The organism is Pseudohaliea rubra DSM 19751 (genome assembly GCF_000764025.1).
In the GTDB taxonomy this organism is placed as follows: domain Bacteria; phylum Pseudomonadota; class Gammaproteobacteria; order Pseudomonadales; family Halieaceae; genus Pseudohaliea; species Pseudohaliea rubra.
This window is the reverse complement of sequence record NZ_KN234756.1, coordinates 1-25,009: the sequence shown is the minus strand read 5'-3', so window position 1 is coordinate 25,009 and position 25,009 is coordinate 1. Positions and strand designations below refer to the sequence as shown.

21 protein-coding genes and 1 pseudogene are annotated in these 25,009 nt (G+C 66.8%); 15 read left to right on the top strand and 7 right to left on the bottom strand.

What is annotated here, in order from left to right; translation table 11 throughout:
• The first annotated feature begins 87 nt into the window (after positions 1-87).
• From HRUBRA_RS06285 to HRUBRA_RS06250, 8 genes are all read left to right on the top strand, one after another.
• Positions 88-1,539 (top strand): sodium:solute symporter family transporter, encoded by a 1,452-nt coding sequence (locus HRUBRA_RS06285; RefSeq protein WP_052094462.1) that lies wholly within the window; start codon positions 88-90, stop codon positions 1,537-1,539.
• 83 nt (positions 1,540-1,622) lie between these two features.
• Positions 1,623-3,890 (top strand): TonB-dependent receptor, encoded by a 2,268-nt coding sequence (locus HRUBRA_RS06280; RefSeq protein WP_035515553.1) that lies wholly within the window; start codon positions 1,623-1,625, stop codon positions 3,888-3,890.
• Between the two features lie 59 nt (positions 3,891-3,949).
• Positions 3,950-5,512, top strand: coding sequence for a class I adenylate-forming enzyme family protein (locus tag HRUBRA_RS06275; RefSeq protein ID WP_035515551.1), 1,563 nt, complete (start codon positions 3,950-3,952; stop codon positions 5,510-5,512).
• The gene (locus HRUBRA_RS06270) at positions 5,505-6,368 is read left to right on the top strand and encodes an alpha/beta fold hydrolase (RefSeq protein ID WP_035515550.1); all 864 of its coding nucleotides are present in this window, start codon (positions 5,505-5,507) and stop codon (positions 6,366-6,368) included. Before HRUBRA_RS06275 ends, HRUBRA_RS06270 begins: the two co-directional genes overlap by 8 nt.
• Positions 6,369-6,437: 69 nt before the next feature.
• The gene (locus HRUBRA_RS06265) at positions 6,438-6,821 is read left to right on the top strand and encodes a nuclear transport factor 2 family protein (protein WP_035515548.1); all 384 of its coding nucleotides are present in this window, start codon (positions 6,438-6,440) and stop codon (positions 6,819-6,821) included.
• Complete coding sequence (locus HRUBRA_RS06260) at positions 6,817-7,386, top strand: UbiX family flavin prenyltransferase (protein ID WP_035515626.1); 570 nt, start codon at positions 6,817-6,819, stop codon at positions 7,384-7,386. Before HRUBRA_RS06265 ends, HRUBRA_RS06260 begins: the two co-directional genes overlap by 5 nt.
• 22 nt (positions 7,387-7,408) lie before the next feature.
• Positions 7,409-8,581, top strand: a complete 1,173-nt coding sequence (locus HRUBRA_RS06255; RefSeq protein WP_035515547.1) for an MFS transporter — start codon at positions 7,409-7,411, stop codon at positions 8,579-8,581.
• Positions 8,582-8,605: 24 nt separating this feature from the next.
• A complete protein-coding gene (locus HRUBRA_RS06250; protein ID WP_035515546.1) occupies positions 8,606-9,370 on the top strand; it encodes an SDR family oxidoreductase in 765 nt (254 codons plus the stop codon).
• Between the two features lie 36 nt (positions 9,371-9,406).
• Here HRUBRA_RS06250 and HRUBRA_RS06245 read toward each other — a convergent pair whose 3' ends face one another.
• The gene (locus HRUBRA_RS06245) at positions 9,407-10,102 is read right to left on the bottom strand and encodes a cupin domain-containing protein (protein WP_035515545.1); all 696 of its coding nucleotides are present in this window, start codon (positions 10,100-10,102) and stop codon (positions 9,407-9,409) included.
• An 82-nt stretch (positions 10,103-10,184) separates the two neighbouring features.
• Between HRUBRA_RS06245 and HRUBRA_RS06240 the strand changes: the two genes are divergently transcribed.
• Positions 10,185-11,153, top strand: coding sequence for a 2-hydroxyacid dehydrogenase (locus HRUBRA_RS06240; RefSeq protein WP_035515544.1), 969 nt, complete (start codon positions 10,185-10,187; stop codon positions 11,151-11,153).
• A gap of 1 nt (position 11,154) precedes the next feature.
• Here the strand turns inward: HRUBRA_RS06240 and HRUBRA_RS06235 are convergent, their stop codons facing one another.
• Both HRUBRA_RS06235 and HRUBRA_RS06230 read right to left on the bottom strand, forming a co-directional pair.
• Positions 11,155-11,715, bottom strand: a complete 561-nt coding sequence (locus tag HRUBRA_RS06235; protein WP_035515541.1) for a DUF4136 domain-containing protein — start codon at positions 11,713-11,715, stop codon at positions 11,155-11,157.
• Positions 11,716-11,849: 134 nt separating this feature from the next.
• Entirely contained in the window at positions 11,850-12,731 is an 882-nt protein-coding gene (locus HRUBRA_RS06230) for an AraC family transcriptional regulator (protein ID WP_035515540.1), read from the bottom strand.
• Between the two features lie 128 nt (positions 12,732-12,859).
• On the opposite strand from HRUBRA_RS06230, the gene HRUBRA_RS06225 reads away from it, so the two are divergent.
• From HRUBRA_RS06225 to mmsB, 5 genes are read left to right on the top strand one after another with little or no spacing between them, the layout of a single operon-like run.
• Positions 12,860-14,362, top strand: coding sequence for a CoA-acylating methylmalonate-semialdehyde dehydrogenase (locus HRUBRA_RS06225; RefSeq protein ID WP_035515538.1), 1,503 nt, complete (start codon positions 12,860-12,862; stop codon positions 14,360-14,362).
• A 25-nt stretch (positions 14,363-14,387) separates the two neighbouring features.
• Positions 14,388-15,548, top strand: a complete 1,161-nt coding sequence (locus tag HRUBRA_RS06220; RefSeq protein WP_035515537.1) for an acyl-CoA dehydrogenase family protein — start codon at positions 14,388-14,390, stop codon at positions 15,546-15,548.
• Positions 15,545-16,333: an enoyl-CoA hydratase gene (locus tag HRUBRA_RS06215; RefSeq protein ID WP_035515536.1), complete on the top strand. Its 789-nt coding sequence runs from the start codon at positions 15,545-15,547 to the stop codon at positions 16,331-16,333. The genes HRUBRA_RS06220 and HRUBRA_RS06215 overlap by 4 nt, the downstream gene beginning before the upstream one ends.
• An 8-nt stretch (positions 16,334-16,341) precedes the next feature.
• Complete coding sequence (locus HRUBRA_RS06210) at positions 16,342-17,457, top strand: enoyl-CoA hydratase/isomerase family protein (RefSeq protein WP_035515535.1); 1,116 nt, start codon at positions 16,342-16,344, stop codon at positions 17,455-17,457.
• A 16-nt stretch (positions 17,458-17,473) separates the two neighbouring features.
• On the top strand, positions 17,474-18,358 hold the full coding sequence (gene mmsB, locus HRUBRA_RS06205; RefSeq protein WP_035515533.1) for a 3-hydroxyisobutyrate dehydrogenase: 885 nt from the start codon (positions 17,474-17,476) through the stop codon (positions 18,356-18,358).
• A gap of 107 nt (positions 18,359-18,465) precedes the next feature.
• Here the strand turns inward: mmsB and HRUBRA_RS14650 are convergent, their stop codons facing one another.
• From HRUBRA_RS14650 to gorA, 4 genes are read right to left on the bottom strand one after another with little or no spacing between them, the layout of a single operon-like run.
• The gene (locus HRUBRA_RS14650) at positions 18,466-19,398 is read right to left on the bottom strand and encodes a DUF4340 domain-containing protein (protein ID WP_052094461.1); all 933 of its coding nucleotides are present in this window, start codon (positions 19,396-19,398) and stop codon (positions 18,466-18,468) included.
• Positions 19,395-22,244, bottom strand: a complete 2,850-nt coding sequence (locus tag HRUBRA_RS06195) for a Gldg family protein (RefSeq protein WP_035515531.1) — start codon at positions 22,242-22,244, stop codon at positions 19,395-19,397. Before HRUBRA_RS06195 ends, HRUBRA_RS14650 begins: the two co-directional genes overlap by 4 nt.
• A complete protein-coding gene (locus tag HRUBRA_RS06190) occupies positions 22,237-23,187 on the bottom strand; it encodes an ABC transporter ATP-binding protein (protein ID WP_035515529.1) in 951 nt (316 codons plus the stop codon). Before HRUBRA_RS06190 ends, HRUBRA_RS06195 begins: the two co-directional genes overlap by 8 nt.
• 37 nt (positions 23,188-23,224) lie before the next feature.
• Complete coding sequence (gene gorA, locus HRUBRA_RS06185) at positions 23,225-24,583, bottom strand: glutathione-disulfide reductase (RefSeq protein ID WP_035515527.1); 1,359 nt, start codon at positions 24,581-24,583, stop codon at positions 23,225-23,227.
• A 115-nt stretch (positions 24,584-24,698) separates the two neighbouring features.
• Between gorA and HRUBRA_RS06180 the strand changes: the two are divergent.
• Positions 24,699-25,009, top strand: a pseudogene (locus HRUBRA_RS06180) (serine hydrolase domain-containing protein); the annotation flags it as partial.

Below are 25,009 nucleotides of genomic sequence, written 5' to 3'. Positions count from 1 at the left end.
AACCACGGCTTGCAAATTCAACAACCGTTGAATACGCTGCCGCGACCCTGCAGACGATAACGACCGATAACGATAAGGACGAGGGGCATGACTCCGGAACTCTTCAAGTACCTCCTGGTGGGCGCTTACGCGCTGCTCGTTTACGGCCTCTCGGTCGTCGGTATGCGCCGCACCGCCAGCGTCGCCGGCTTCTCCATCGGCAACAAGGACATGCACCCGGTAGTAGTGGGCATCACCCTGGCCGCCTCGATCGCCTCCACGGCGACCTTTGTCATCAACCCGGGCTTCGTCTACCAGCACGGACTTTCCGCCTACCTGCACTTCGGCGTTGCCGGCTCCCTCGGTATCCTCAGTGCCTTCCTGGTGCTTACCCGCGGCTTCCTGCGCCTCGGCGAAACCCATGCGGCCCTCACCATTCCCCAGTGGATCTTCTATCGTTACAACCACCGGGGCTTCAGTCTCTTCTTCGCCTTCATCAATCTGCTGTCCATCACCTTTGTGGTGCTGATTCTCGTGGGCTGCAGTCTGCTGGTGACCGGGCTCTTCCCGGTGGACCAGAAGACGGCGCTGGTGGGGGTGCTGCTGTTCGTCTTCTCCTATGTGCTTATGGGGGGTACCTATGCGCATGCCTATACGAACACCCTGCAGGGCGTAATGATGCTGGCGGTTACCGCGGTGCTGTTCCTGCAGGGCTATCGCTATTTCGGTGGTGATGCGGCCGGGGCCCTGGCGCGCATCGGCGCGGACTATGCGGCCGCCTACAATCCGTCCAGCCGTCTCTATTTCGATTTCTTCTCCGTGTTCGTCAGCGGCTTTGTCATCACCTTCGCGCTCATGCTGCAGCCGCATATTCTCACCAAGGTTCTCTACCTGCGCAGCGAGCGCGACATCGGCCTGTTCATCGGCACCACGGTGGTGGTGGGCGCCCTGTTTACGCTCATGCTCATGATCGGCTTCTACGCCCGGCTTGCGGGGCTGGAGATAGACGCACAGGACACGGTGGTGCGCGAATACCTGCTGCACGAGTTCGGCAGCTCGCCCTGGGGCGAGTACGTGCTCGTGTTCATCTTCATCACCCTGCTCGCCGCGGGTATGAGTACCCTCGACGGCATCCTCGTCGCCCTTTCGGCCATGGTGGTGACTGATATCGTCCGCCCGCTCACCGGCTCCGACGGGAGCGGGCTGGCGCTCTCGCGCTGGGTGCTGGTGGCTGTTGGCGCGATCGGCCTGGCGCTGGCCTGGGAGCCGCCGCCGCTTATCGGTCTGTTTGCGCAGAAGGGCGTCTACGGCCTCGCTGCTGCCTCTCTGGTGCCAGTGCTCTTCGGTGTGCTGGTGCGCCGGCATATTCCGCTCTGGGTGGTGACCGGTGCTGCCGGCATCGGCCTCGGCGGGCATCTGCTGCTCAACCTGGGTTTCGGGATCGAAAACCCTGCCGTGTCCGCCACCTGGGGGATCCTGGCGGCCCTGGCCTTTGGCCTGACGGGGCTCGCGGCCACCCGCCCCCGCCGGGCGCTTGACAATTCAACATCCGTTGAATAGCCTCAGCGCTGTTCAACACTTGTTGAAAAGCGTCGCCGACAGGTGGCGTCCAATAACTCATAACGAATGAAAAGGTGTCCGCCATGCAACGTACCCACGTTCGTCATCCCCTTGTTGCCGCCATCGCTGCGAGTTCGGCGCTGGCATTCCCGGGCCTTGCCGCCGTCGCCCAGGAGCGGTCCCTGACCGTTGAAGAGGTTGTTGTGACGGCGCGGCGCCGGGAGGAGAGCCTGCAGGATGTGCCCATCGCGGTGACGGCGCTCACCGGCCAGGAACTCGCCCTGCGCGGTTTCTCGGATATCTCCGAGCTCGCCCAGTCCGTGCCCAGCGTCACCCTTGAGCCCACCCGCGCCACCAACACCACGCTCACGGCCTTCATCCGCGGTGTCGGCCAGCAGGACCCGCTGGCGGGCTTCGAGCAGGGCGTGGCCCTGTACCTCGATGACGTCTACCTCGCACGGCCCCAGGGCGCCATGCTCGACCTCTACGATGTGGAGCGCGTCGAAGTCCTGCGCGGCCCCCAGGGCACGCTCTACGGCCGCAACGCGGTCGGCGGCGCGATCAAGTACGTGACCCGGCGCCTCTCCGACGAATTCGAGGGCCGGGTGCGCGCCTCCTACGGGGCCTACGACCAGATGGATTTTGTCGGCACCGTGTCCGTGCCTGTGAGCGACAGCTTCCGCCTTGGCGGAACCGTCGCATCCTTCCAGCGCGACGGGTTCGGCGATAATTTCACCACCGGTGAGGATCAGTACAACAAGGATATCCTCGGTTACCGCCTGTCCGCCGAGTTCGAGCCCAGCGAGCGACTGCTGATGCGCCTGGCCTATGACAAGACGGAAGACGACTCCAACCCCGTCGCCGGCTGGCGACCCTTTCCGGGCGCGGCCAGCGGCGCGCCGGTGCTGGGGGATGTCTTTGACACCACCGCCGGCGCCGCCGTGCTCCCGACCACCGCCGGTATTAACGGCAATAACAGCGTCGAGAACGAGGGCTGGATGGTCTCCGTCGACTGGCAGCTCAGCGACACCCTTACCCTGCGCTCCATCACCGCAGACCGGGAGGACTACACGGAGTCCGTCATCGATTTCGATGGCCTGGCGGTGCCCGACTTCGACGCGCCGGTGGTCTATGACAACGAGCAGTTCAGTCAGGAGTTCCAGCTGCTCTGGAATACCGATCGGGTCAATGCCGTGCTGGGTTACTACTACCTCGACGCAGAGGCCTCCAACGACTTCGACGTGGTCCTGGGTCAGCTCGTGCCGGGCGGCATCACCGCTTATACCGGTGGCGTGGTGGAAACGGAGGCCTGGTCCGTCTTCGCCGATGTCACCTACGAACTGACGGAGCGCCTCTCCATCGCCGTGGGCGTGCGCTACACGGAGGACGAACGGCGGGCGGACATCTTCCGCGGCAACTATCTCGGCACCGGCTCGCCGTTCCTGGGCAACGACTCGGCTATCCTGCTCGCGGCGACCTCGGACTACGAGGCCGACCAGACCTATGACGACACCTCACCGCGCTTGAATATCAGCTACCGGCTGACCGAGGACGCTACCGTCTACGCCGGCTACAGCAAGGGCTGGAAGGCCGGCAGCTTCGACCCCCGCGGCGCCAATCTGCTGTCGCCGGAGGTGGAGCAGGGCTTCGACGCCGAGGAACTGCACTCCTGGGAGGCGGGCCTCAAGGCCACCTGGTGGGGCGGTCGGGCGCTCACCAACATCGCCCTGTTCTACAGCGAGTATCAGGATATGCAGATCCCGGGCTCCATCGGCGTGGACGGCGACGGTGATGGCGTCAACGACAGCTTTGTCGGCACGGTGACCAATGCCGGCGAGTCGGAGATCAGCGGTATCGAGGTTGAGGGCAGCTTCCTGTTCACGGAAAACTTCAGCGCCCAGTATGCCCTGAGCCTGCTCGACGCCGAGATCAAGGAGTGGATCGTCGCCGGGCAGAACGTCGCCGATCAGCGCGCGATCCAGAATACGCCGGAGGAGATGGCCTTCCTCGCCCTCAACTACGATGTGCCGCTCGCTGGTGGCGACCTGCGCCTGTCGGGTAACTGGTCCTACAAGGGCGACATCACCCAGTTCGAGATCGCCAACGAGTTCATCGATCAGGAGGCCTACAGCCTGTTCAATGCCAGCATTACCTGGCTGTCGGCGGACGATGCCTGGCTCGTGGGCCTGCATGGCAAGAACCTCGCCGACGAGGAGTACCGTACCGCCGGCTACTGCTTCGGCTTTGCCGCCACCTCCGGCTGCCCCTCGGCCCTCGGTCTCGAGGACAACACCACGGTGTTCTTCGGGCCGCCGCGGACCTGGACGGCCACGGTCGAGTACCGCTTCTGAGGTAGCCCTGCCGCGGCCGGGTTTTCCGGCCGCGGATTGTTCAACGCTGGAGATTTACCGTGGACCGTTTTCCGTCCCCGGCACCGCTGTTGCCGGAAATCCTGGCCCTGCACGGCAAGTGGCGGGGCCCGCGCCCGGCAGTCTGCTGCGCGGGTGAGACCCTGGACTGGGCCGCCTTCTGCGCGGCCAATCACCGCTTCGCCCACGGCCTGTTGAGCCGCGGCATCGCTCCCGGCGACCGCGTCGGTGTGCTCATGAGCAACGGCCTGGCCATGGTGCAGACGCTGTTCGGGACCCTCGCCGCCGGCGCTGTGTCCGTGCCGCTGAACCTGTCTGTGAACGACGAGGCGGTGGTCGCCATGCTCGGCGATGCGGGCATCCGCGCCCTGGTGGTCACTGCAGACCTGCAACCCCGGCTTGCCGCTCTGCGGGAGCGTCTGCCGGACAGCGTAGTGCTCTGGGTCAGCAGTGGTCCCGGCGGCGATGGCTGGGAGACGATTGATGGGCTCTGCGCGGGCCAGCCCGCGACGCTGCCGGCGCAGGCGCTCGCCCTCGACCCGGACGCTCCCCTTAACATTATCTATAGCTCCGGCACCACCGGGCTGCCCAAGGGTATCCTGCATACCCACCGGGGGCGGCGCGACTGGGCCTATGACCTGGCCATCGCCCTGCGCTACCACGGCGCTGCGCGGACCCTGCTGACCATCGGTCTCTACTCGAATATCTCCTGGGTGGCCATGCTCACCACGCTGCTCGCGGGCGGGACGCTGGTGGTGCACGAGCGCTTCGACGCCGGGGCCTTCCTCGATGCGGTCGAGCAGGACGGCATCACCCACACGGCCATGGTGCCGATCCAGTTCCAGCGGGCGGTCGCCGAGCAGCGTGAACGCCCGCGGAACCTCTCGGGGATGCACGCCATGATGAGCTGCGGCTCGCCGCTCCGGGAGGGTCTGAAGCGCGACATTTTTGCCGCTTTTCCCTGCGGTATCGTCGAGCTCTACGGGCTCACCGAAGGCATCATCACCACGCTGGAACCGGAGGACGCCGAAGGGCGCTGGGATTCCGTCGGCCGTCCGCTGATCGGGACGGATATCGCTATTATCGATGACGACGACCGCCCCCGGGCCGCCGGAGAGGCGGGGGAGATCGTCTCCCGCGGACGCATCACCATGCCTGGCTACTGGAACCGGCCCCAGGCCAATGCGGAGGCCCGCTACGTCGACGCCGCCGGTCGGGTCTGGCTGCGCTCCGGCGATATCGGCTATGTCGACGATGAGGGCTTCCTGTTCATCGTCGATCGCAAGAAAGATATGATCCTGTCGGGCGGGCAGAACATCTATCCGCAGGATATCGAGGCGGTGCTGGTCACTCACCCGGGCATCGAGGATGCCGGCGTGATTGCAGCGCCCAGCGAGCGCTGGGGCGAGACGCCGCTGGCGTTGGTGGTGCCGGCAAACCCTGCGGTCGACGCCGGGGAGCTGCTGGCCTGGGCCAACGGTGAGCTCGGCCGACAGCAGCGCCTCGCGGACCTCCTGCTGGTGGATGAACTGCCGCGCAACCCCAACGGCAAGATGCTCAAGCGCGAACTGCGCGAGCGCTACGGAGACCGTCGCTATGGCTGACTATCGCGATCACTGGTACGACAGCGCCGATGGCCTGCGCCTCTACGCCCGGGATTACCCGGGGCCCGCTGCCGGTGCCCTGCCGGTGCTGTGCATGCACGGGCTATCGCGCAATTCCGCCGATTTCGCCGGCCTGGCCGATCACCTGGCGACCGAACGGCGGGTGATCGTCGCCGAGCAGCGCGGCCGCGGCCGCTCCGCGTGGGACCCGGTGCCCGCCAACTACACGCCGCTGACCTACGTGCAGGACATGTTCCTGCTTCTGGACGGCCTCGGCCTCGATCGCGTCGCGCTCATCGGCACCTCCATGGGCGGCCTCATGAGTTTCCTCATGGCGGCGCAGGCGCCGGCGCGCTTTGCCGGCATGGTCATCAACGACATCGGCCCGGAGATCGACCCGGTGGGTCTTGCGCGCATTCAGCGCTACGTCGGCAAGAACCCGCCGGTCACGAGCTGGGATGAGGCGGTGGCGAAGACCCGGGAGATCAACGGTGCGGCGTTCCCTGACTACTCGGACGACGAATGGCTCGCCTTTACCCGTAATCTCTACGTTGAGCAGGACGGCGTCCCTGTTCTCGTCTACGATCCGGCCATCGCCGAGGGCATGGTCGACCCGGAGGAAACGGGGGCAGTACCGCCGGATCTCTGGCCCGTTTTCGACGCGGCGGCAGCCAAACCCATGCTGGTCGTCCGCGGCGAGCTGTCGGACATTCTCGCCGCAGACTGCGTGCTGCGCATGGCCGAACACGATCCGGATCTCACGGCGGTGGAGGTGCCGCGGGTCGGTCATGCGCCGATGCTCACGGAGCCCGAGGCGCTCGGCGCCATCGACGCCTTCCTCGCAGGCCTGCCCTGAGGCTCTCCTGTTTGAGCTGGCGCGGGCCCTGTGCCATGCTTGCGCGCTCTTTCCGGCAGGCGCGCGGCGATGCAGGTAATCTCCACATGGCATGACATCCTCGAGGCCCGGGACCCGTCCCGGCTCGGGCAGCTTCTCGCCGAAGACTGCGTTTTTCACTCCCCGGTGGTGCACACGCCGCAGGTCGGCCGGGAGCGCACAGCGCTCTATCTTGCCGGCGCCATGCACGTGTTCAATGACAGTTTCCGCTACCTAAAGGAAGTGGTTGCTGCGCCCCACGCGGTGCTCGAATTCAGCTGCATGCTCGACGGTATCGAGATCAACGGAGTCGATATCATTACCGTGAACCGTGAGGGGCTGATCAGCGAGTTCAAGGTAATGGTACGGCCCCTCAAGGCGGTGAACCTGCTCCACGAGCGCATGCGCGCGATGCTGGAGCAGCTCGGTGATTGACGCTCCCCGCCGCCTCATCGTCGGCATCAGCGGCGCCTCCGGGATCGCCCTTGGCGTGCGCGCCCTCGAGCTGCTCCGCGCCGCCGGTGTGGAAACGCACCTGGTCATGAGCAAGTCGGCGGAGCTTACCCTGCGGGAAGAACTCGAGCTGACCACGAAGGAGGTGCAGGCCCTCGCCGATGTCTGCTACCCGGTGAAGCATGTGGGCGCCGCCATCGCCAGCGGTTCCTTCCTCACCGCGGGCATGCTCGTGGCCCCCTGCTCCATTCGCACCATGTCGGAGATTGCCAGCGGCGTTACTTCGACGCTGCTGACCCGCGCCGCCGACGTGGTCCTCAAGGAGCGGCGCCGGCTCGTGCTTATGGTGCGCGAGACACCGCTGCACCTGGGTCACCTGCAAACCATGACCCGCCTCGCCGAAATGGGCGCGGTGCTGGCTCCGCCCGTGCCCGCCTTTTACACCCGTCCCGCCAGCGTTGATGAGATCGTGACGCAGAGTGCCGGCCGTGCCCTGGATCTCTTCGGCCTGCACAGCGACGAGGTCCGGCGCTGGACCGGTGACTGACCGGCCGGCCGGGGCCAGCTGAGTGCCGCTGCTCTTCGGAGTCGTCCTCCTCGACATGATCGGCTTCGGGATCGTCATTCCGATCCTGCCCTTCTTGTCGCCCACCCTTGGCGCCGATAAGCTCGATATCGCCATGATCATCGCCAGCTATGCGGTCTGCGCCGGGCTTTGCGGGCCTTTCTGGGGTCGCCTGTCGGACCGCATCGGCCGCAAGCCGGTGATCATGATCTGCATGACCGGGGCTGCCGCCTGCTATGGCCTTCTCGCCATGGCCAGCGAGCTGTGGATGATCTACGCCGCCCGGGCCGGCGCCGGGCTTATGGCGGGCAACCTCGGCGTCGCCTCGGCGATGATGGCGGACCTGACGGGCAGTGGCGACCGCGCGCGCGGCATGGGCCTCATCGGGGCCGCCTTTGGCCTCGGTCTGGTACTGGGTCCGGTGATCGGCGGCCTGCTCTCGGCCGATGGCAGCTTTCTCATTCCCTGCCTCTTTGCCGGTGGTATGTCCCTGCTCGCCGTGGCCGCCGCGGCGTTCTTCCTGCGTGAGAGCCTGCCGCCGAAGCACCGGGCTGAGCAGCGGGCGGAGCGCGACGCGGCGCCGGCGGAGAGCACCTGGGCCCTGCTCGGACGCACCCGCAGCCGCCTGCTGCTGATCCAGTTCGTGCTGCACACGTCGAGCGTCAGCGCCTTTACCTACCTGTTCCCCCTCTGGGTGGGCGACCTGCTGGCCTGGGGCCCGCACGAGGTGGGTGTCGTCTTCGGTATCCAGGGCGCGATCATGGCGACCAGCCAGGGGCTGCTCATGGGCCCGTTGGTGCGCATCGCCGGGGAAATCCCGCTGCTGCGGGTCTGCGTCGGCCTGTTCCTCGCGGGCCTCGGCATTGCTGCTGCCGCGAACGGCATGGTCGGCATGCTCGCCTCGGTCTTTGTCGGACTCACCGGTGCCACCTTGTGCATGCCGGTGCTGCAGTCGCTCACCAGCCGGCGCACCCCCGCGGCCCTGCGCGGGCGCATGATGGGCGCGGCCGCCTCAGCCTCGGCCTGGGGCCGGGTGCTCGGGCCGCTGCTGGCCGGCCTGTTGCTCACCCATTTCGGCTATCGCACCGCGTGGCTGTGCTTCGCGGTGGTGGTGGCGGTTTATTTCTCCTGGGCCCTTGTGCAGCCGCGCGAGGCCGACCATCCGCATCCCGTATAAATTCACAAGAGGAGCGTTTCCCCTATGGCTACCCACCTTTTTGACCTGAACGGAAAAATTGCTTTCGTCAGCGGTGCCAGCCGCGGTATCGGCGAAGCCATCGCCCGCCTGCTCGCCGAGCAGGGGGCCCACGTGATTGTGTCCAGCCGCAAGGCGCCGGACTGCGAGGCGGTTGCAGCGAGTATCCGTGCGGCCGGCGGGAGCGCCGAGGCCATGGCCTGCCACGTCGGCAACATGGACGATATCCACGGCACCATGGCACGGATCCGTGAGGACCATGGCCGTCTCGATATCCTGGTTAACAACGCTGCGACCAACCCCTATTTCGGTCACGTGCTCGATACGGACTTGGGTGCCTTCCAGAAGACTGTCGATGTGAACATCCGCGGCTATTTCTTCATGTCCGTCGAGGCCGGCAAGCTGATGAAGGAACAGGGTGGCGGTGCGATTGTGAATACGGCGTCCATCAACGCCATTCAGCCCGGCCCCCTGCAGGGCATCTATTCCATCACCAAGGCCGCGGTGGTGAATATGACCCGGGTCTTCGCCAAGGAGTGCGGCCCCCTGGGCATCCGCTGCAACGCACTGCTGCCGGGGCTGACGAAGACGAAGTTCGCCGGTGCTCTTTTTGAGCACGAGGAGATCTACAAGCGCGCCATGGAGCAGATCCCCATGGGCAGGCACGCGGAGCCGCAGGAGATGGCCGGCACGGTGCTGCTCCTCGTCTCCGAGGCCGGCAGCTACATCAACGGGGAGACGATCCTCGTCGATGGTGGCATCACCATCTAGCGCCCTGTCCGCTATCGGCCGGGACGTCGGCGCGGCTCAGGCCGCCTCGCGGAGGTAGGCAAAGCCGCCTTCCTTGACGTAGAGCTCGCAGTACTCGCCGCCGGTTGGTGCCAGCGTACCGCCGGCGGGGATGCGCAGCCAGCTCCAGCGCCGGTAGGTACCGTAGTCGTCGGTGAAGGCGCCCGCCAGCACAAGGATTTCCGCGCCGGCCGGGAAGGTGAGCGTGCCCAGGGAGGCCGGCTCCTCCCAGCGTTCAAGGCGGGCGGAGTCGGCGTAGGGCTCCTGGGCGTAGAGCTTCTTCCAGGCCACACCCTTGCGCACGCTGCCGCGCCAGGGCTGGTCGGCGGTCTCGAGGGCGATCTTTTCCCGGTCGTTCCCCGGGTACTGGCGCAGCTTCACGAACAGCGTGCAGCCGTCCTCCGAGTAGGGCGCGTGGGAATAGCCCTCCGGGTTAAGCAGGTAGGTGCCCGCCGGCCAATGGCCGCGATCGTCGGAAAAAACACCCTCAAGGACCAGGATCTCCTCGCCTTCCGGGTGGTCGTGACGCGGAAAGCGGGCGCCGGGTTCATAGCGCACAAGGGACGTGACCTGGCCTGCTTCGGCGCGGCCGACCAGGTGCAGGCGCTTGCGTTGCACGTGGCCGCCGGGGCTCGGGGACCAGGGCAGGTCCTGGGTGTCGATGGTCAGGCGCTGGCGGAAGTCCCCGTTCAGCACCTGTTGATCCTGGCTCATGCTATGTTCACCGTATCGTTAGTGTTGCTTTGACCGCCGGGCCCCCGTCGGGTTCCTGGCCCGTGGCGGCGGGGAGAATATCTTGTCTCACATTTACCTTACGCACGCGCTGCCGGGTAAGCGCATTGCCGAACTTGGCCAGCACTGCGACATGGACTGCTGGTCCGGCCCCGGCCTCCTGCCCGCCGACCGGCTGCGCTTGGCGTTGGCGGCCGCGGACGGCGTTGTCTGCCTGCTCACGGACCGTATCGACGCGGCGCTGCTGGCGGCGGCACCGCGGCTGCGTTTCATCAGCAGTGTCTCCGTGGGCCTGGACCATGTGGACCTTGAGGCCGCCACCGGCCGCGGCATCCCTGTGGGCCACACCCCCGGGGTGCTGGTCGACGCCACCGCCGACACGGCCTTTGCTCTCCTACTGGCCGCGGCGCGGCGTATCGCGGAAGCCGATGCGTTTGTCCGCGGCGGCCACTGGCGCCCGGAAACCGCCTGGTCGCCGGATTTCTTCCTCGGCAGGGATCTCGCCGGCGCCACCCTCGGTCTCGTCGGCCTCGGTGCCATCGCCCGGGCCGTGGCTCGTCGCGCGGCGGCCTTCGGCATGCGCGTCGTGGCCTGGAACCGGAGCCCGCGCACCGTGCCGGGCGTCGAGGTGCTGCCCCTCGACGACGTGCTCGCCGCGAGCGACTTTGTGAGCGTCCATGTGGCGCTGGCGCCACAGACCCGTGGCCTCCTCGATGCGCAGCGCCTGGCGCAGCTGCGCCCGGGGGCGGTGCTCATCAACACGGCCCGGGGCGGTATCGTGGACGAGGCTGCCCTCGCCGATGCTCTGATCAGTGGCCACCTCGGCGGCGCCGGCCTGGATGTGTACGAGCGGGAGCCGCTGCCGGCCGAGAGCCCGCTGCTGACAGCGCCGAACACGGTACTGGCTCCACATATCGGCAGCGCTACGGCCCTGACGCGCCGGCGCATGGCTGATCTTGCCGCCGCCAATGCCCTTGCCGCCTTGCGTGGTGAGCGCATGCCGCACTGCGCGAATCCGGCGGTCTACGAGTAATTCAGGGCGCCTCCGGCAGCGTGCGCAGCCCCTGGCGGATGGCGCGGCGGGCCACGTCGGCGTTGACGCGGTTCCTGTCCTCGATGATTTTGCTGATGCGCACGTTCCAGACGGCCTCCTGCGCCGCTGCGTCGAAAAGAATAATGCCGATATTGGCGGTCTCTCGCACCGTGCCCAGGGCGTAGGCGTTGTCGATAGAGGCCTGGTCGATATTGCGGTTTGGCACCGCCGCCGGCCGGTAGCTCACATTGGCGGCGCTCTGGCTCACCTCGCCGAGGCTCAGCCCCGCGGCCGCAATATAGTCGACCAGGAAATCAGGATTGTCGGTCACGCGCCGGTAACCCTTGGTGGCGAGCGTCTCGTCCACTGCGGCCCGCAGCACCGGGTCGAGTTGGTAGATACTGTCCGCTCCTGTGCCCTCCACCGGCAGGGCCGGCCGGCGCCAGGCGTAGCTCTGGTAGCTGCCGGCGGCAAAGCGGGCCGTGTCTGCGGGTTCTGTTTCGATGCCGCTGATGCAGCCCGCCAGGAGCAACGTCAACAGCAGGGGGGTGAGCGAGCGCATGGTTCTGTCCTCGAACGGTCGGGGCGTTTCGGAAAGTGTAGCAGAGTGGCGAAGGTTGCAGGCAGGAAAAAGATGCTATCGCACGGCTATCTGCGGCTAAAAGCCTGCAACATGCATGTATACGGCCATTAATTTCAGCGCTTGACGGAGGCCCGGTAGGCCTGTGGCGACAGCCCTACAACGCTCTTGAAGGCACGGGAAAAGTACAGCGCGTCTGTGTAGCCGAGGGCCGCGCTCACGGCCTTGACGCTGCGGTCGGGGTCATCGAGAAGCCGGCAGGCGGACTCCATCTTCATCTGCAGGAAGTGGCGGATCGGCGGCACACCGGTGAGTGCCCGGTAGCGGCTGACGAAGTGGTAGCGCGAGAGATTGGCCACGCCGGCGAGCTCGTCGAGGCTGAGCTGGCCGTCGAGGCGGCTGCGCATGAAGCTCTGGATGGCGGCGAGGTCCAGCCCGCCGGGGCGGCCGGTGAGCCGCTGGCGCACGGCGAGGGCGAAGCGGGTCATGAGGTGGCGCAGATGGTTGGCGGCATCGACATAGGCGAGCAGGTTATAGCCGGTACTGCGCACGGCCAGGAGGCTGTCGAAGCTTCCTTCCAGAGCGGGGTTCACGCCCGCGTCCTGCACCGCCCGGCCGGGCTGGAAGCCCAGGCGTTCGATGAAGCTGTCGCTGGCGGCGCCGCGGAAATGCACCCAGTAGAGGGTCCAGGGGTCGCGCCGGTTGGCGCCGTAGCCATGGGAGGCCCCTGCCGGCAGTAGCACCAGGTCGCCGGCGCGTACGGACTGGCGTCCTCCTGCCGATTCCAGCCAGCCGCCGCCGGCGGTGCAGTAAAGAAGCAGGTTGTCGTCCGGAGCCTGGCGGCGCATGCGGTGGTCCCTGGCTCTCGGATAGTAACCCATGGCCGTTGGGTAGCAATCGCGGGTCAGCGGGTCTTTCTCCAGTGACGCCAGCACAAAAGCCGGCGTCAGCAGCCTGACGCCATCCTTCGGCAGGGGCCAGTCGGAGGGCCTGCTCACAGCCTGTGCGGTATAATTCCCATTGCCGCAATATCGTCCATGTCATTCACAATTTCGTCAATGGCAGCTGGCGTCGGCGGGTGATACCGTTCGAGGTCCTTAAGTGATAACAGATGATGAGGTACACCATGCCTGCCCAGGTTCCGCTGTTCATCAATGGCGAGTTCATCCAGAGCAGCAGCCAGGAGTGGCTGCCGGTACTCGATCCGGCTACCCAGGCCGTGCTCACGGAAGTGCCCCTGGCCACCGCAGACGAGGTTGACGTCGCCGTCGCCGCGGCCAAGGAGGCTTTCCAGAGCTGGCGCGAGGTACCCGTGCCGGAGCGCGCCCGCCTTATGTTGCGTTATCAGGCTCTGTTGAAGGCGCACCACGACGAGCTCGGCGAGCTCCTCGCCCGCGACACGGGCAAGACCTTTGAGGACGCCAAGGGTGACGTCTGGCGTGGCATCGAGGTGGTCGAGCACGCGGCCAACATCCCCTCTCTGCTCATGGGCGAGACGGTTGAGAATGTCGCCGGCGGTATCGACAGCTACAGCCTTACCCAGCCTCTGGGTGTCTGCCTGGGTATTACGCCGTTCAACTTTCCGGCCATGCTGCCGCTGTGGATGTTCCCCCTGGCTATTGCCTGCGGCAACACCTTCGTCCTCAAGCCCTCGGAGCAGGTCCCGCTGACGCCCATGCGCCTCGCCGAGCTGTTTGCCGAGGCCGGCGCCCCCGAAGGCGTGCTCAATGTCGTACACGGCAGTGTGCCGCAGGTGGATCAACTGCTGGCGCACCCGGACATCCAGGCCGTGTCTTTCGTGGGCTCCTCCCGGGTCGGCGAGATCATCTATCGCAACGCGACGGCAGCAGGCAAGCGTGTCCAGTGCATGATGGGCGCCAAGAACCATATGGTCATCATGCCCGATGCCGACAAGGACGGTGTGCTCAACGCGCTGGTGGGCGCTTCCGTAGGCGCCGCGGGTCAGCGCTGTATGGCCATTTCCGTGGCGCTCTTTGTCGGTGAGGCGGCCAGCTGGATCCCGGAACTGGCCGAGCGCGTCGGCAAGGCCCGCCCGGGTGCATGGGATGATGCCGGCGCCGCCTATGGTCCGCTCATTTCCACCGCAGCCCGCGATCGGGTACTGAGCCTCATTGCCAAGGGCAAGGAGGAGGGCGCCACCTGCATGCTGGATGGCTCCGACTGCGTCGTGGAGGGCTTCCCGGACGGCAACTGGATCGGCCCGACGATCTTCAGCGATGTCACCCCGGACATGACCATTTATAAGGAAGAGATCTTCGGTCCGGTGCTGTGCTGTATGCAGGCCGACACCCTTGAGGCGGCTATCGCGCAGATCAATTCGCTGGAAGTCGGTAACGGTACGTCGATCTTCACCGCCTCTGGCGGCGCGGCCCGGAAGTTCCAGCATGAGGTGGCCGTGGGCAACGTGGGCATCAATATCCCGATCCCGGTGCCGCTGCCCTTCTTCAACTTCAGCGGCTGGCGTGGCTCCTTCCGCGGCGACCTGCACCCCTACGGCAAGCAGGCGGTCCGCTTCTACACGGAGACCAAGACGATCACCGCCCGCTGGCGCCACGCCGAGCCGGAAGCCGCCGGCAGCGAGCCGAACATGAGCATCAACCTCCGCTAGGCCGGCATCGGCGAGGAGAACAGCCATGGATTTCACCCTGTCTGCAGAGCAGCAGGCCTTCGCGGACAGTGCGCGCGCCTTCGCCGAGGATGTCCTCGCCCCGAACGCCGCGCGCTGGGATGCGGAGGCGATTTTCCCCAAGGATGCCCTTGCCGCCGCCGGCGAGCTGGGCTTTATGGGCATGTACACCCCGGAAGCTGCCGGCGGCCTCGGTATGGGCCGGCTCGACGCCAGCCTCATCGTCGAGGAGCTGGCCCGCGGCTGCACCACCACGACGGCCTTCCTGACGATCCACAATATGGCCACAAGCATGATCGGCAAGTACTGCCGGGAGGCGGTCATCGAGGCCTGGTGCCCGGAGCTGGTCGCCGGCACAAAGCTCGCCTCCTACTGCCTGACCGAGCCGGGTGCCGGCTCGGATGCCGCGTCGCTGCGCACCCGCGCCGAGCGCGATGGCGACGACTATGTGATCAACGGCGCCAAGGTGTTCATCTCCGGCGCCGGCGATACAGATGTGCTGGTCGTCATGCTGCGTACCGGAGACCCGGGCCCTAAGGGCATCTCCGCACTGCTGGTCCCCGCGGACGCGCCCGGGATCAGCTACGGTAAAAAAGAAGAGAAAATGGGCTGGAACGCCCAGCCCACGCGCATGGTCAGCTTCGACAACGTACGCGTGCCCGTTGAGAACCGCCTCGGCGAGGAGGGGCAGGGCTTCTCCATTGCCATGGAGGGCCTCGACGGCGGCCGCATCAACATCGCCACCTGCAGCGTCGGTACGGCGCAGCAGGCGCTGAAGGAAGCGGCGGCCTACGTGCAGGAACGGCGGCAGTTCGGCAACGCAATTGCCGAATTCCAGGGCACGCAGTTCAAGCTTGCCGATATGCTCACGGAGCTGGTGGCGGCGCGGCAGATGATCCGCCTGGCGGCGAGCAAGCTCGACGTCGGCGATCCGCAGGCGACGACCTACTGCGCCATGGCCAAGCGCTTTGCCACCGACGCGGGTTTTCAGGTCTGCAATGATGCCCTGCAACTCTTCGGTGGCTACGGCTACATTCGCGAATACCCCCTCGAGCGCTACGTGCGCGACACCCGGGTGCATCAGATCCTCGAGGGCACGAACGAGATCATGCGCGTGATCGTCGCGCGACGCTTACTCATGGAAGGTGCCCTGGAGGTGATCCGATGATCAACAGCACATCCGACAAGATCAAGGTGGAGCTGCGCGGGCATACCGCGCTGGTCACCATCGACAACCCCGCGGCCAATACCTGGGACACGGAGAGCCTGCCGGCGCTGCGCGACCTGGTCGCGGAGCTGAACGCCGCCGACGCCGTGTACGCCCTGGTGCTCACCGGCGCCGGCGACAAGTTCTTCTCTGCCGGGGCCGATCTCAAGCTCTTCGCCGACGGCGATACGGCCGTGGCGGAAGAGATGGGGCGCCTTTTCGGTGAGGCTTTCGAGGCTCTCGCGGACTTTCGCGGGGTGTCCATCGCCGCCGTCAACGGCTTTGCCATGGGCGGTGGCCTCGAGGTCGCCCTGGCCTGCGATCTGCGCGTGGTGGCCGAGAATGCGAAGCTCGCTCTGCCGGAGGCGCGCGTCGGGCTGCTGCCCTGCGCCGGCGGCACCCAGCGCCTGGCGTGGCTGGTGGGCGAGGGCTGGGCCAAGCGCATGATCCTCTGCAACGAGCGCATCGACGCGGCGACCGCCGAGCGTATCGGCCTGGCCGAGGAAGTGGTCCCGGCGGGGGAGGCGCTTGATCGGGCTCTCGCCCTCGCCGAGCAGGCCGCACAGCAGAGCCCGACCTCCGTGGCCCACTGCAAGGCACTCATTCACTCGGCCCGCGACAAGGCTCTGGCTGACGGCCTCGTCGGGGAGCGCGAGCGCTTCGTCGAGCTGTTCTCTACCGAAGACCAGCGCGAGGGGGTCAATGCCTTCCTCGAGAAGCGTGAACCCGTGTGGAAGAACTGCTAGGAGCTGTCATGAGCGACGACGCACCGGTGCTTGTATCGGAGCTGCCCGCGGCCAGTGGCGCCGTGGGCATGCTCACGCTGAACGTACCCAGGACCCTCAATTCTCTCACCCTGGAGATGGTCGACCTGCTGCAGGATGCGCTCGACCGCTGGCGCAACGACGATGCCATCCGCGCTGTGTTCATTGCCGGGGCCGGTGAAAAAGCCTTCTGCGCCGGTGGCGATGTGCAGGCGCTGCATGCCTCGGCGGTGAAGAATCCGGGCGGTCCCTGCGACTACGCGGAGGCTTTTTTTGCCCGCGAGTACCGCATGAACTATACGCTGCACAGCTACCCCAAGCCTATCGTGTGCTGGGGCCACGGCATTGTTATGGGCGGCGGTCTCGGCATCATGGCGGGCTGCCGTCACCGTGTGGTCACGGCGACGACCCGTATCGCCATGCCCGAGGTGACCATTGCCCTGTTCCCGGACGTGGGTGGCAGCTGGTTTCTGAACCACATGCCCTGCGGGGCGGGCCGGTTTCTCGCACTGACCGCGGCGAACATCAACGCGGCGGACGCGCTGTTCCTGGGCCTGGCAGACCGCTTCATCAACGCCGACCGGCGCGACGCTGTGGTAGAGCGCCTGCTGGCGCAACCCTGGACTGAAGACGCGACCGCCAACCACGGCCTTGTCCGCCACTTGCTGCGGGAGTTTGAAGCCGGGGCCGATGAGCTGCCCCCCGCGCAGGTGCAGGCACACCTCGACACCATCCGTCGGCTCACGGACGGCGACGATATCCACCAGGTGATCGACAATATTCTCGCCCTCGATACGGATGACAAGTGGCTCGCAAAGGCCCGCGACGCCCTCGCCAAGGGATCGCCGCTGGCGGCGCGCTGGATCGACCGGCAGCTGGAGCAGACACGTCATGCGTCGCTGCGTGAGGTGTTTCAGGCCGAAGTGGTGCTGGCCACGCGGATTGTCCGCCACCCGGAGTTCGCGGAAGGCGTGCGCGCGCTGCTTATCGACAAGGACCGGCAGCCGGCCTGGCAGTACGAGAACTCCCGGGCTGTGCCCGAGAGTGTCCTGGACGGTTTCTTTCTGCCGCCCTGGCCGCAGAACCCCCTCGCCGACCTACGATAATTCCGGGAGCTAGCTCATGGCACACGTTGCATTCATTGGCCTTGGCAACATGGGAGGCCCCATGGCGGGAAACCTCCTCACCGCGGGCCATTCGGTCACCGTCTTCGACCTCGTCCTGGAAGCCTGCGCGGCGCTCGCCGAGCAGGGGGCTATGGTTGCCGACTCCGCCCAGGCGGCGATCGAGGGCGCCGACTGCGTCATCTCGATGCTGCCGGCGGGCCGGCACGTCAAGGATCTCTACCTCGGTGACGATGGGCTGCTGGCGCGCCTCGACGCCAATGTGACGGTGCTCGACTGCAGCACCATCGATGCGCCGACGGCGCGGGAGGTGGGCGAGGCCGCTGCCGCCCGGGGCATCGGCTTCATGGACTCACCGGTCTCCGGCGGCGTTGCGGCGGCCAAGGCCGGGACGCTCGCCTTCATGTGTGGCGGCGATGCCATGACCTTCGAGAAGGCCCGCGTGGTGCTGTCAGCCATGGGCAGGAACATCTTCCACGCCGGCCCCGCCGGCGCCGGGCAGGTGGCCAAGGGCTGCAACAATATGCTGCTTGCCATCCATATGCTCGGCACCTGCGAGGCGCTGGAAATGGGCGTCCGCAATGGCCTTGACCCGAAGGTGCTGTCCGAGATCATGCTCGCCAGCTCCGGCCGCAACTGGTCCCTCGAGGTGTACAACCCCTACCCCGGCGTCATGGACGGGGTACCGGCCAGCAATGACTATCAGCCGGGCTTTATGGTCGATCTGATGGTCAAGGATCTCGGCCTCGCCATGGCTATCGCCGGCCAGGCGGGCGTGGACAACCAGCTGGGTCAGCTGGCCCGCAAGCTCTACGAGGCCCACCAGGCGGGCGGTAACGGGTCGCGGGACTTCTCTTCGATCCTCGAGCGGCTGAAGGACTGAACGCAAGGGCCCCCGGTGGGGCCCCTGGCGGCGCAGGACGCGCCTCCCTCAGGGGGCCTTAATGCAGTGCGTGGGCGGCGTCTCGTCGCGACGCGGCCCCAAGGCCCCTAGGGCGTGGCAGCCTCCGGGGCAATTGCTTCGGCTTCTTCTCCCGTTTCCCCGGCGGTGTCCCCGCCGCCGCCCGTCAGCGCCCCCAGGCTGTCTACGATGCGGTCGTGGTCGTAGCGGCTGATCATGAACCACGGCGCCCAGTCACTGGACTTCAGGAAGTGTGCCTCGTCTTCTGCAACAAAGGTGAGCTCGATCGCCTGCCCGCCGCTGCGAACGGCGAGGGTACGGGCCTGTGCAGCCTGCGGGGGCGCCTCTGCCACCGCCGTCACCTGCAGTCCCTCGAGGGCGCGCACGAGATCGTCGGCCGCGCCGTCTTCCACCGCGGAGCCGTCGAGGCGCCAGCCATCGTCACCGCTCTCCAGCCGGTGCCCATCCCAGCGCACCGCTGACGGGGCAGGGATGGCGGCGAGGCCGCGGTCCAGCCAGCCGCTGTCGTCCGTGGGCGCATCGTAGGCGTTGAAGTCGATGCTGTAGATGGCTTCGCTGCCGGCTTCGCGAGCGTACACCTGGCGGAAGCCGGGAGCGCTGCCGAGGAAAACTGTGGCGAGGACGTCCTCCCCCGACAACAGCTCGATCCGCCGCTCGTAGGCCTCTTCGTCCACGGCGAAGCGCTCCCGGGCAGAGGCGCTTTGTGCCATCGGCCAGCCGGGATCTGCCTCCAGTGTGCTGAGCAGCGTCGCCACGCGCCCCGGGGCAACGGGCAGCCCGCTGGCTGCCAGGGCCCAGCCGTCGTCCGTGCGGATCAGCCGGGCAGCGGCGCCCTCGTCATCGCTGATCCGCAGGCCGTCGGCGCTGGCTGCAACGTCTGCCCTGAGCAGGGGCAGCGCGCTGGCGATATTGTCGTCGGTAGCAGGCCAGTACACCGTCGCCGCTACCAGCAGCTGCAGGGCCAGCAACATGGCGAGACCCGGTAGCAGGAAACGGTTCATGCGAGAATCCTCCCGTAGCGGTTGCGGCGCTGCCGCTGGCGCAGCTGGTGCACGACGGCGATGAGGCCGAGGAGTATCAGGGCAAGGCCATAGTTGAGGTACTCGATCCGGGCCTGTGCGCCTTCCTCCAGCGGCGGCAGGGTGCGGTTGAAGTGGGCGCGGGAGCGGATCTCCAGCAGGCTGCCGTCGGCAAGAGCCCAGTCCACGGCGCCGAGGAGCAGTTCTATGGGGCTCAGGTACTGAGTGCCGCTGGCGGCCACCAGCCCCGATAGCACCTGGTCGCTGGCAAAGTCATTGGAGCCGATCACGAGCAGCCGCGCGGAGGCCGGCGAGCGGCGCACGAGCCCGCCGAAGTCGTCCCCGGCGTCAGCGGCTTCCTCGCCTTCGCCAGCCGGCTCAGGGGCCGGCGGCACCGCCTCGAAGGCGCTGTCGAAGCGGCCCTGCACCAGCACGCCCACGGTCTCCGGCGCCAGCGACGCCGTCCCCGGTGCCAGCGCATCGCCGCTGGTGGTGTCCTCGCCCGGCATCACGTCGCGGGCATCAGAGCGCCAGCTCTCCGGCGAGCTGGTGAGCAGGGACGTGACGGTTTTTCCTTCGCCGCCGGTGACGTCCACCGGTGAGGCCCAGGCCAGGGTCAGGTTCGGCAGCCCCGCGGTGACCGGGTGCTCACCGTTGAGGCCGGGCTCGCGCAGGTCGAGAAAATAGGGGTAGTCGACAAACTGCATATCGCGGAACTCGTAGCCGCCGATGCGGCGCACCACGGGCACGGGAAAGGCTCCGTGCTGGCGGTCGAGCACCAGGGTGTCGGCAATGCGAAGGCCCTGCTTGGCCAGCCAGTCGCGAAGGCCGCTGTCGAGCTCGCGCATGCGCAGCCGGTCACCATTGAGTTCCACAGAGAAGTTCGAGCTGGCCAGGATTACCGTGCCTCCGCGCATCAGGTACTGGTCCACGGCAAAGACCGAGCGCTCGTCCAGGTCCTCCGGCGCCATGAGCACCAGCAGGTCGGCGGACGGCGCCACGCTGCCGTCGGAGAGGTCCTCCCGCAGGATGCTGTACTCCCGGGTCACCCCCTGCTCAAGGGTCGCGAAGCTGTGCCCGGACGGCGGCATGCCCGGGAATTGTGGCTCGCTGTCCGGCAGCACCAGTGCCACGGTTTTGGTAAAGCCGCTGGCGAAGCGTTTGATGCCGGCCTCCAGGCTGGTGAGAAAGCTGTCCGGGTCGAAGTTGCTTGTGGGCAGCTGCACGACCTGATGGTCGTCCTCAAGGGTCAGGTAGAAGTAAAACTCCCGCGGGTCGTCGAGCCCGGCGAGCATGGGCTGGAATCCCCATTCCTCCTCGAGCCGCTCTGCCACGGCGCCGTCGCCGGCCTCCGGCTCGATGAATTCGACGCGGAACCTGCCACCGCTGTTCGCAGCCTGCTCGTCGAGGACCGGGCGGATCTCGTCCCGGTAGTCCCGGAGCAGCTGCGGCAGCAGTTCGTCCCGGGAGGCATAGGCGGTAAAGGTGATCGGCCCGTCCAGCTGTTCGAAGAGGTTGCCGCCGGCCTGATAAGCGTAGAGCACGTCGCGCACGGCGCGGGTCACGTCGAATTCCGGATTGCGCAGCACGACCTCCGGCTGCCCGCCGGTACCGGTCTTAACCTCAATGAGGTCACCAAAGGAGAGCGTCTCGTACTCGCCGCCGTACTGTACGAGGACATCGAAATAGGCATTTACCAGGGCAGACTGGTAACGGTCTGCGACCTGGAAGGGCCTGGCGTTGATGCCATACTCCTCATTGGCTTCCTGTTCCTTCGCCGGCTCCCGGGCCGGATCGACAAATTCCACGCGCACCCGGTCGCCACCGGCGATGGCGTACTCGCGCAGCAGATCCTTGAGCTGGGGCACGAGCGGGGCGAGAAGCGGATGCGTCCGCTCGCTGAAATAGCCGCGGATGAGCAGCGGCTCCTGCAGGCGGGTGAGCACATCGTGGGTCGGCGCCGAGATCGAATAGAGCTGGCCCTCGGTGACGTCGGCGCGGAGCATCGGCAGCCGCTGCAGCCAGACCGCCCCGAGCAGGAGGTTGGCGATCAGCAGGCCTGTGGCGAGGCGCCAGCGGCGGTGCCGGGGGTGTGCTCCGGCGGCCCAGCGCTCGCTTTCCAGTGTATACACGTTAAGCACCAGGAAGATGCCGCAGACCGCGCCGTAGTAGTACAGGTCGCGCGCATCGATGACGCCACGGGTAATACTGTCGAAGCGAGAGCCGGTACCGAGGAGGCGCAGCACGCCGCCCACATTGTCGCCGAAGAAGCCCGTGAGCAGCGGGCTGCCGAGCATGTACAGCAGCCCGGCGAGGAGCACACTGCCCATAAGGCTGACCATGGCGTTGTCCGTGCGCGCTGAGACGAACAGACCGATGCTCAGATACGCCGCGCCGAGAAGTGCGGTGGCCAGGTAGCCGGCGAGCACCGGGCCCCAGTCGAGGTTGCCGAGCCAGGCTACGGTCAGCGGCAGCGGCAGCGTTGTCACCAGAGCGAGGAGCAGCAGAGTGACGCAGGCGAGAAACTTGCCGGCGACAAACTGCCATAGGGGAACCGGCTGGGTGAGTACGTGCTCCAGGGTGCCGGCTCGCCGCTCCTCGCTCCACATGCGCATGGTGAGCGCCGCGGCGAGGAAGATCAGCAGCAGCGGCAGCCACTCGAAGAGCGGTCGCACGTCGGCGATGTTGCGGGCAAAGAACGCCTCCACCCAGAAAAAGATGAACAGCGTTACGGCGCTGAAGCTGCCGAGGAAGAACCAGGCCACCGGCGAGGCGAAGAAAAGGCGCAGTTCTTTCTGCGCGACCCGCAGGACGATGTTATCAGTCATGGCGGGCTCCTTCCGGGGCGGTCAGTTCGCGCAGGACCCTGTCGAGGTCGCGAAGGCGCGGCGCCAGCTGATAAAGGCGTGCACCGCTGTCGAGCACGCAGCGGGCGATATTACCCGCTGCCGTATCTCGCTCCGTGCCCGGGTGCAGGGCGAGGGTAAAGCACTGTCCGCCGTCACCGCCGTCACCGCCGTCGGCGGTCACGGTGAGCACCTGCGGCAGCCGGCCGAGGGCGCCGGCGAGGTCCGCGGCGTCCGTGCCGGCGCGCAGGATCAGCGTGTTGTCCTCCCGGAGCCGGGTCAGATGCTCGTCGAGTACGAGGCGGCCGCCGGCGAGCACAAGCACCCGCTCACAGAGGGCGTCGACCTCCTGCATGATGTGCGTGGAGAGAATCACCGTTGCGCCCCGTGCCAGGTCGCGGATAAGCGCGCGCATCTGCGCGGTCTGAGCCGGATCGAGGCCGTTGGTCGGCTCGTCGAGGATCAGCAGCGAGGGCTCGCCGAGGATCGCCTGGGCGACGCCTACCCGCTGCCGGTAGCCCCGGGAGAGCTTGCCGATGGGGTCGAGCAGCCGGTCGCCGAGGCTGGTCGCGTCGATGGCGCGGCGCAGGGCCCGGGGGCGTTCGCCGCGGCCGATGCCTTTGAGAGTTGCGGCGTAGTCGAGGTAGTCGGCGACCAGCATGTCCGGGTAGATCGGGAGGTTTTCCGGCAGGTAGCCGAGGCCTCGCTGCACCGCAGCACTGTCGCCGTCGAGGTTGTGGCCGCCGATATGGATGCTGCCCGCCGAGGGCTCCAGGTAGCCGCTCAGCATCTTCATCATGGTCGTTTTCCCGGCCCCGTTATGGCCGAGCAGGCCGATGATCGCCTGGTCACTGATCGTGAAAGAGACGTCGTCTACGGCGGTTGTCATGCCGTAGCGACGCGACAGGTGCTGCACGTCGATCATGGCGTTACCGTTTCTTCTGTTGGCTTTTTCCGGTCGGTCAGTCCTCGCTCCAGGGTTCGCGCATGGTGACGAATTCCTCGGCGGCGGTAGGATGAATACCGATGGTGCTGTCGAAGGTTTCCTTGGTCGCGCCGGCCTTCAGCGCGATAGCGATGCCCTGGATGATCTCGCCGGCATCGGGGCCCATCATGTGCACACCGACCACGCGGTTCGTGGCATCGTCGACAATGAGCTTCATGAAGGTGCGCTCGTCGCGGCCGCTGATGGTGTGCTTCATGGGCCGGAAGTCGGTCTTGTAGAGGGTAATCTCGCCGAACTCGCGCTCGGCCTGCTCCTCCGTGAAGCCGACGGTGCCGATATTGGGCTGGCAGAACACGGCCGTAGGGATGAAGTCGTAGTCCACGGGCTTCTTCGGGTCGCCGAACTCGTGGCGGGCAAAGGCCATGCCCTCGGCAAGGGCCACGGGGGTCAGCTCCATGCCACCGATCACGTCGCCGAGGGCAAAGATGTTGTGTTCGCTGGTGCGGAAGTGCTCGTCCACGGCGATGGTGCCGTGGCTGGTGAGCTCGACGTCGACGTTCTCAAGACCCAGTCCTTCAAGATGGGGCTGGCGGCCCGTGGCATAGAGCACTGCGTCTGCCTCGAGGAAGCTGCCGTCATTGAGCAGCAGCCGGTAGCCGTTCGCGGCCTGTTCGATGGCCTCCACGTTCGTCTCGAAGCGCAGGTCCACGCCGGTCTTGCGAATTTCCTGGGCCGCATGACCGCGGATATCGGCATCGAAGCCGCGGAGGAACAGGGGCCCGCGGTAGAGCTGGGTCACCTTAGAGCCGAGGCCGTTGAAGATGCCGGCAAACTCCACGGCGATGTAGCCGCCGCCGACGACGACCAGCCGCTCGGGGAACTCAGCCAGGTCGAAGATCTCGTTCGAGGTGATTGCGTGCTCGCGTCCGGGAATATCCGGCACCGACGGCCAGCCCCCGGTGGCGATGAGAATCCGGGAAGTGGTGTAGTGGTCGTCGCCAACGGCGACCGTGTTGGCGTTGAGGATGCGGGCGCGCCCGTCGATGAGGGTGGCGTCGGCGCCCCGGAGCAGGTTCCGGTAGACGGCATTCAGGCGGGCGATCTCGTTCTTCTTGTTGTCTCGCAGCGTGTGCCAGTCGAAACCTTCAACGGTGCTGTTCCAGCCGAACTCCCGGGCGTCGGCGAAGCCCTTACCGAACTCGGACGCATAAACGTACAGTTTCTTCGGTACGCAGCCGACGTTGACGCAGGTGCCACCGAGATAGCGGTCCTCCGCGATGGCGACGCGCGCGCCAAAGCCGGCGGCCATGCGCGCGGCGCGCACGCCGCCGCTGCCGGCGCCGATGACGAAAAGGTCGAAGTCGAGGTCACTCATGCTGGTCTCCTGTGCTGGCGCCATGGTAACAGCTCCCGCCCGACCGACGGGGTCCTGCCGCTGGCGCAGCGTGCTCACTGGGCTATGATCGACGCTTCGAGTAATGGGGGTGACCATGGGAAAGATCAAGGTGGCGGTGGGCCTGTGCCTTACCGGTGTCGTTGGCTGGGCGGTCTGGCAGGGCCTCGATGCGGCGAAGGTGGCCACCGGTTACAGTGCCAAGCAGCTGTGCTCGGGGGTCTTCGTCGCCGGCCTGCCGGCCGACTTCGTGATCGAGCGGGACATCCTGCCGCGCATGGCCCTCCTCGGCCCGGCCCGGGGACTCCTTGACCTGACGGTGGACGCGGAGCGCACCGAGGCCCGGGCGAGGCTGCTTGGCGTCAGCGCCCGCGCCGGCGTCCGGGGGCCCGCGACGGGCTGCAGCCT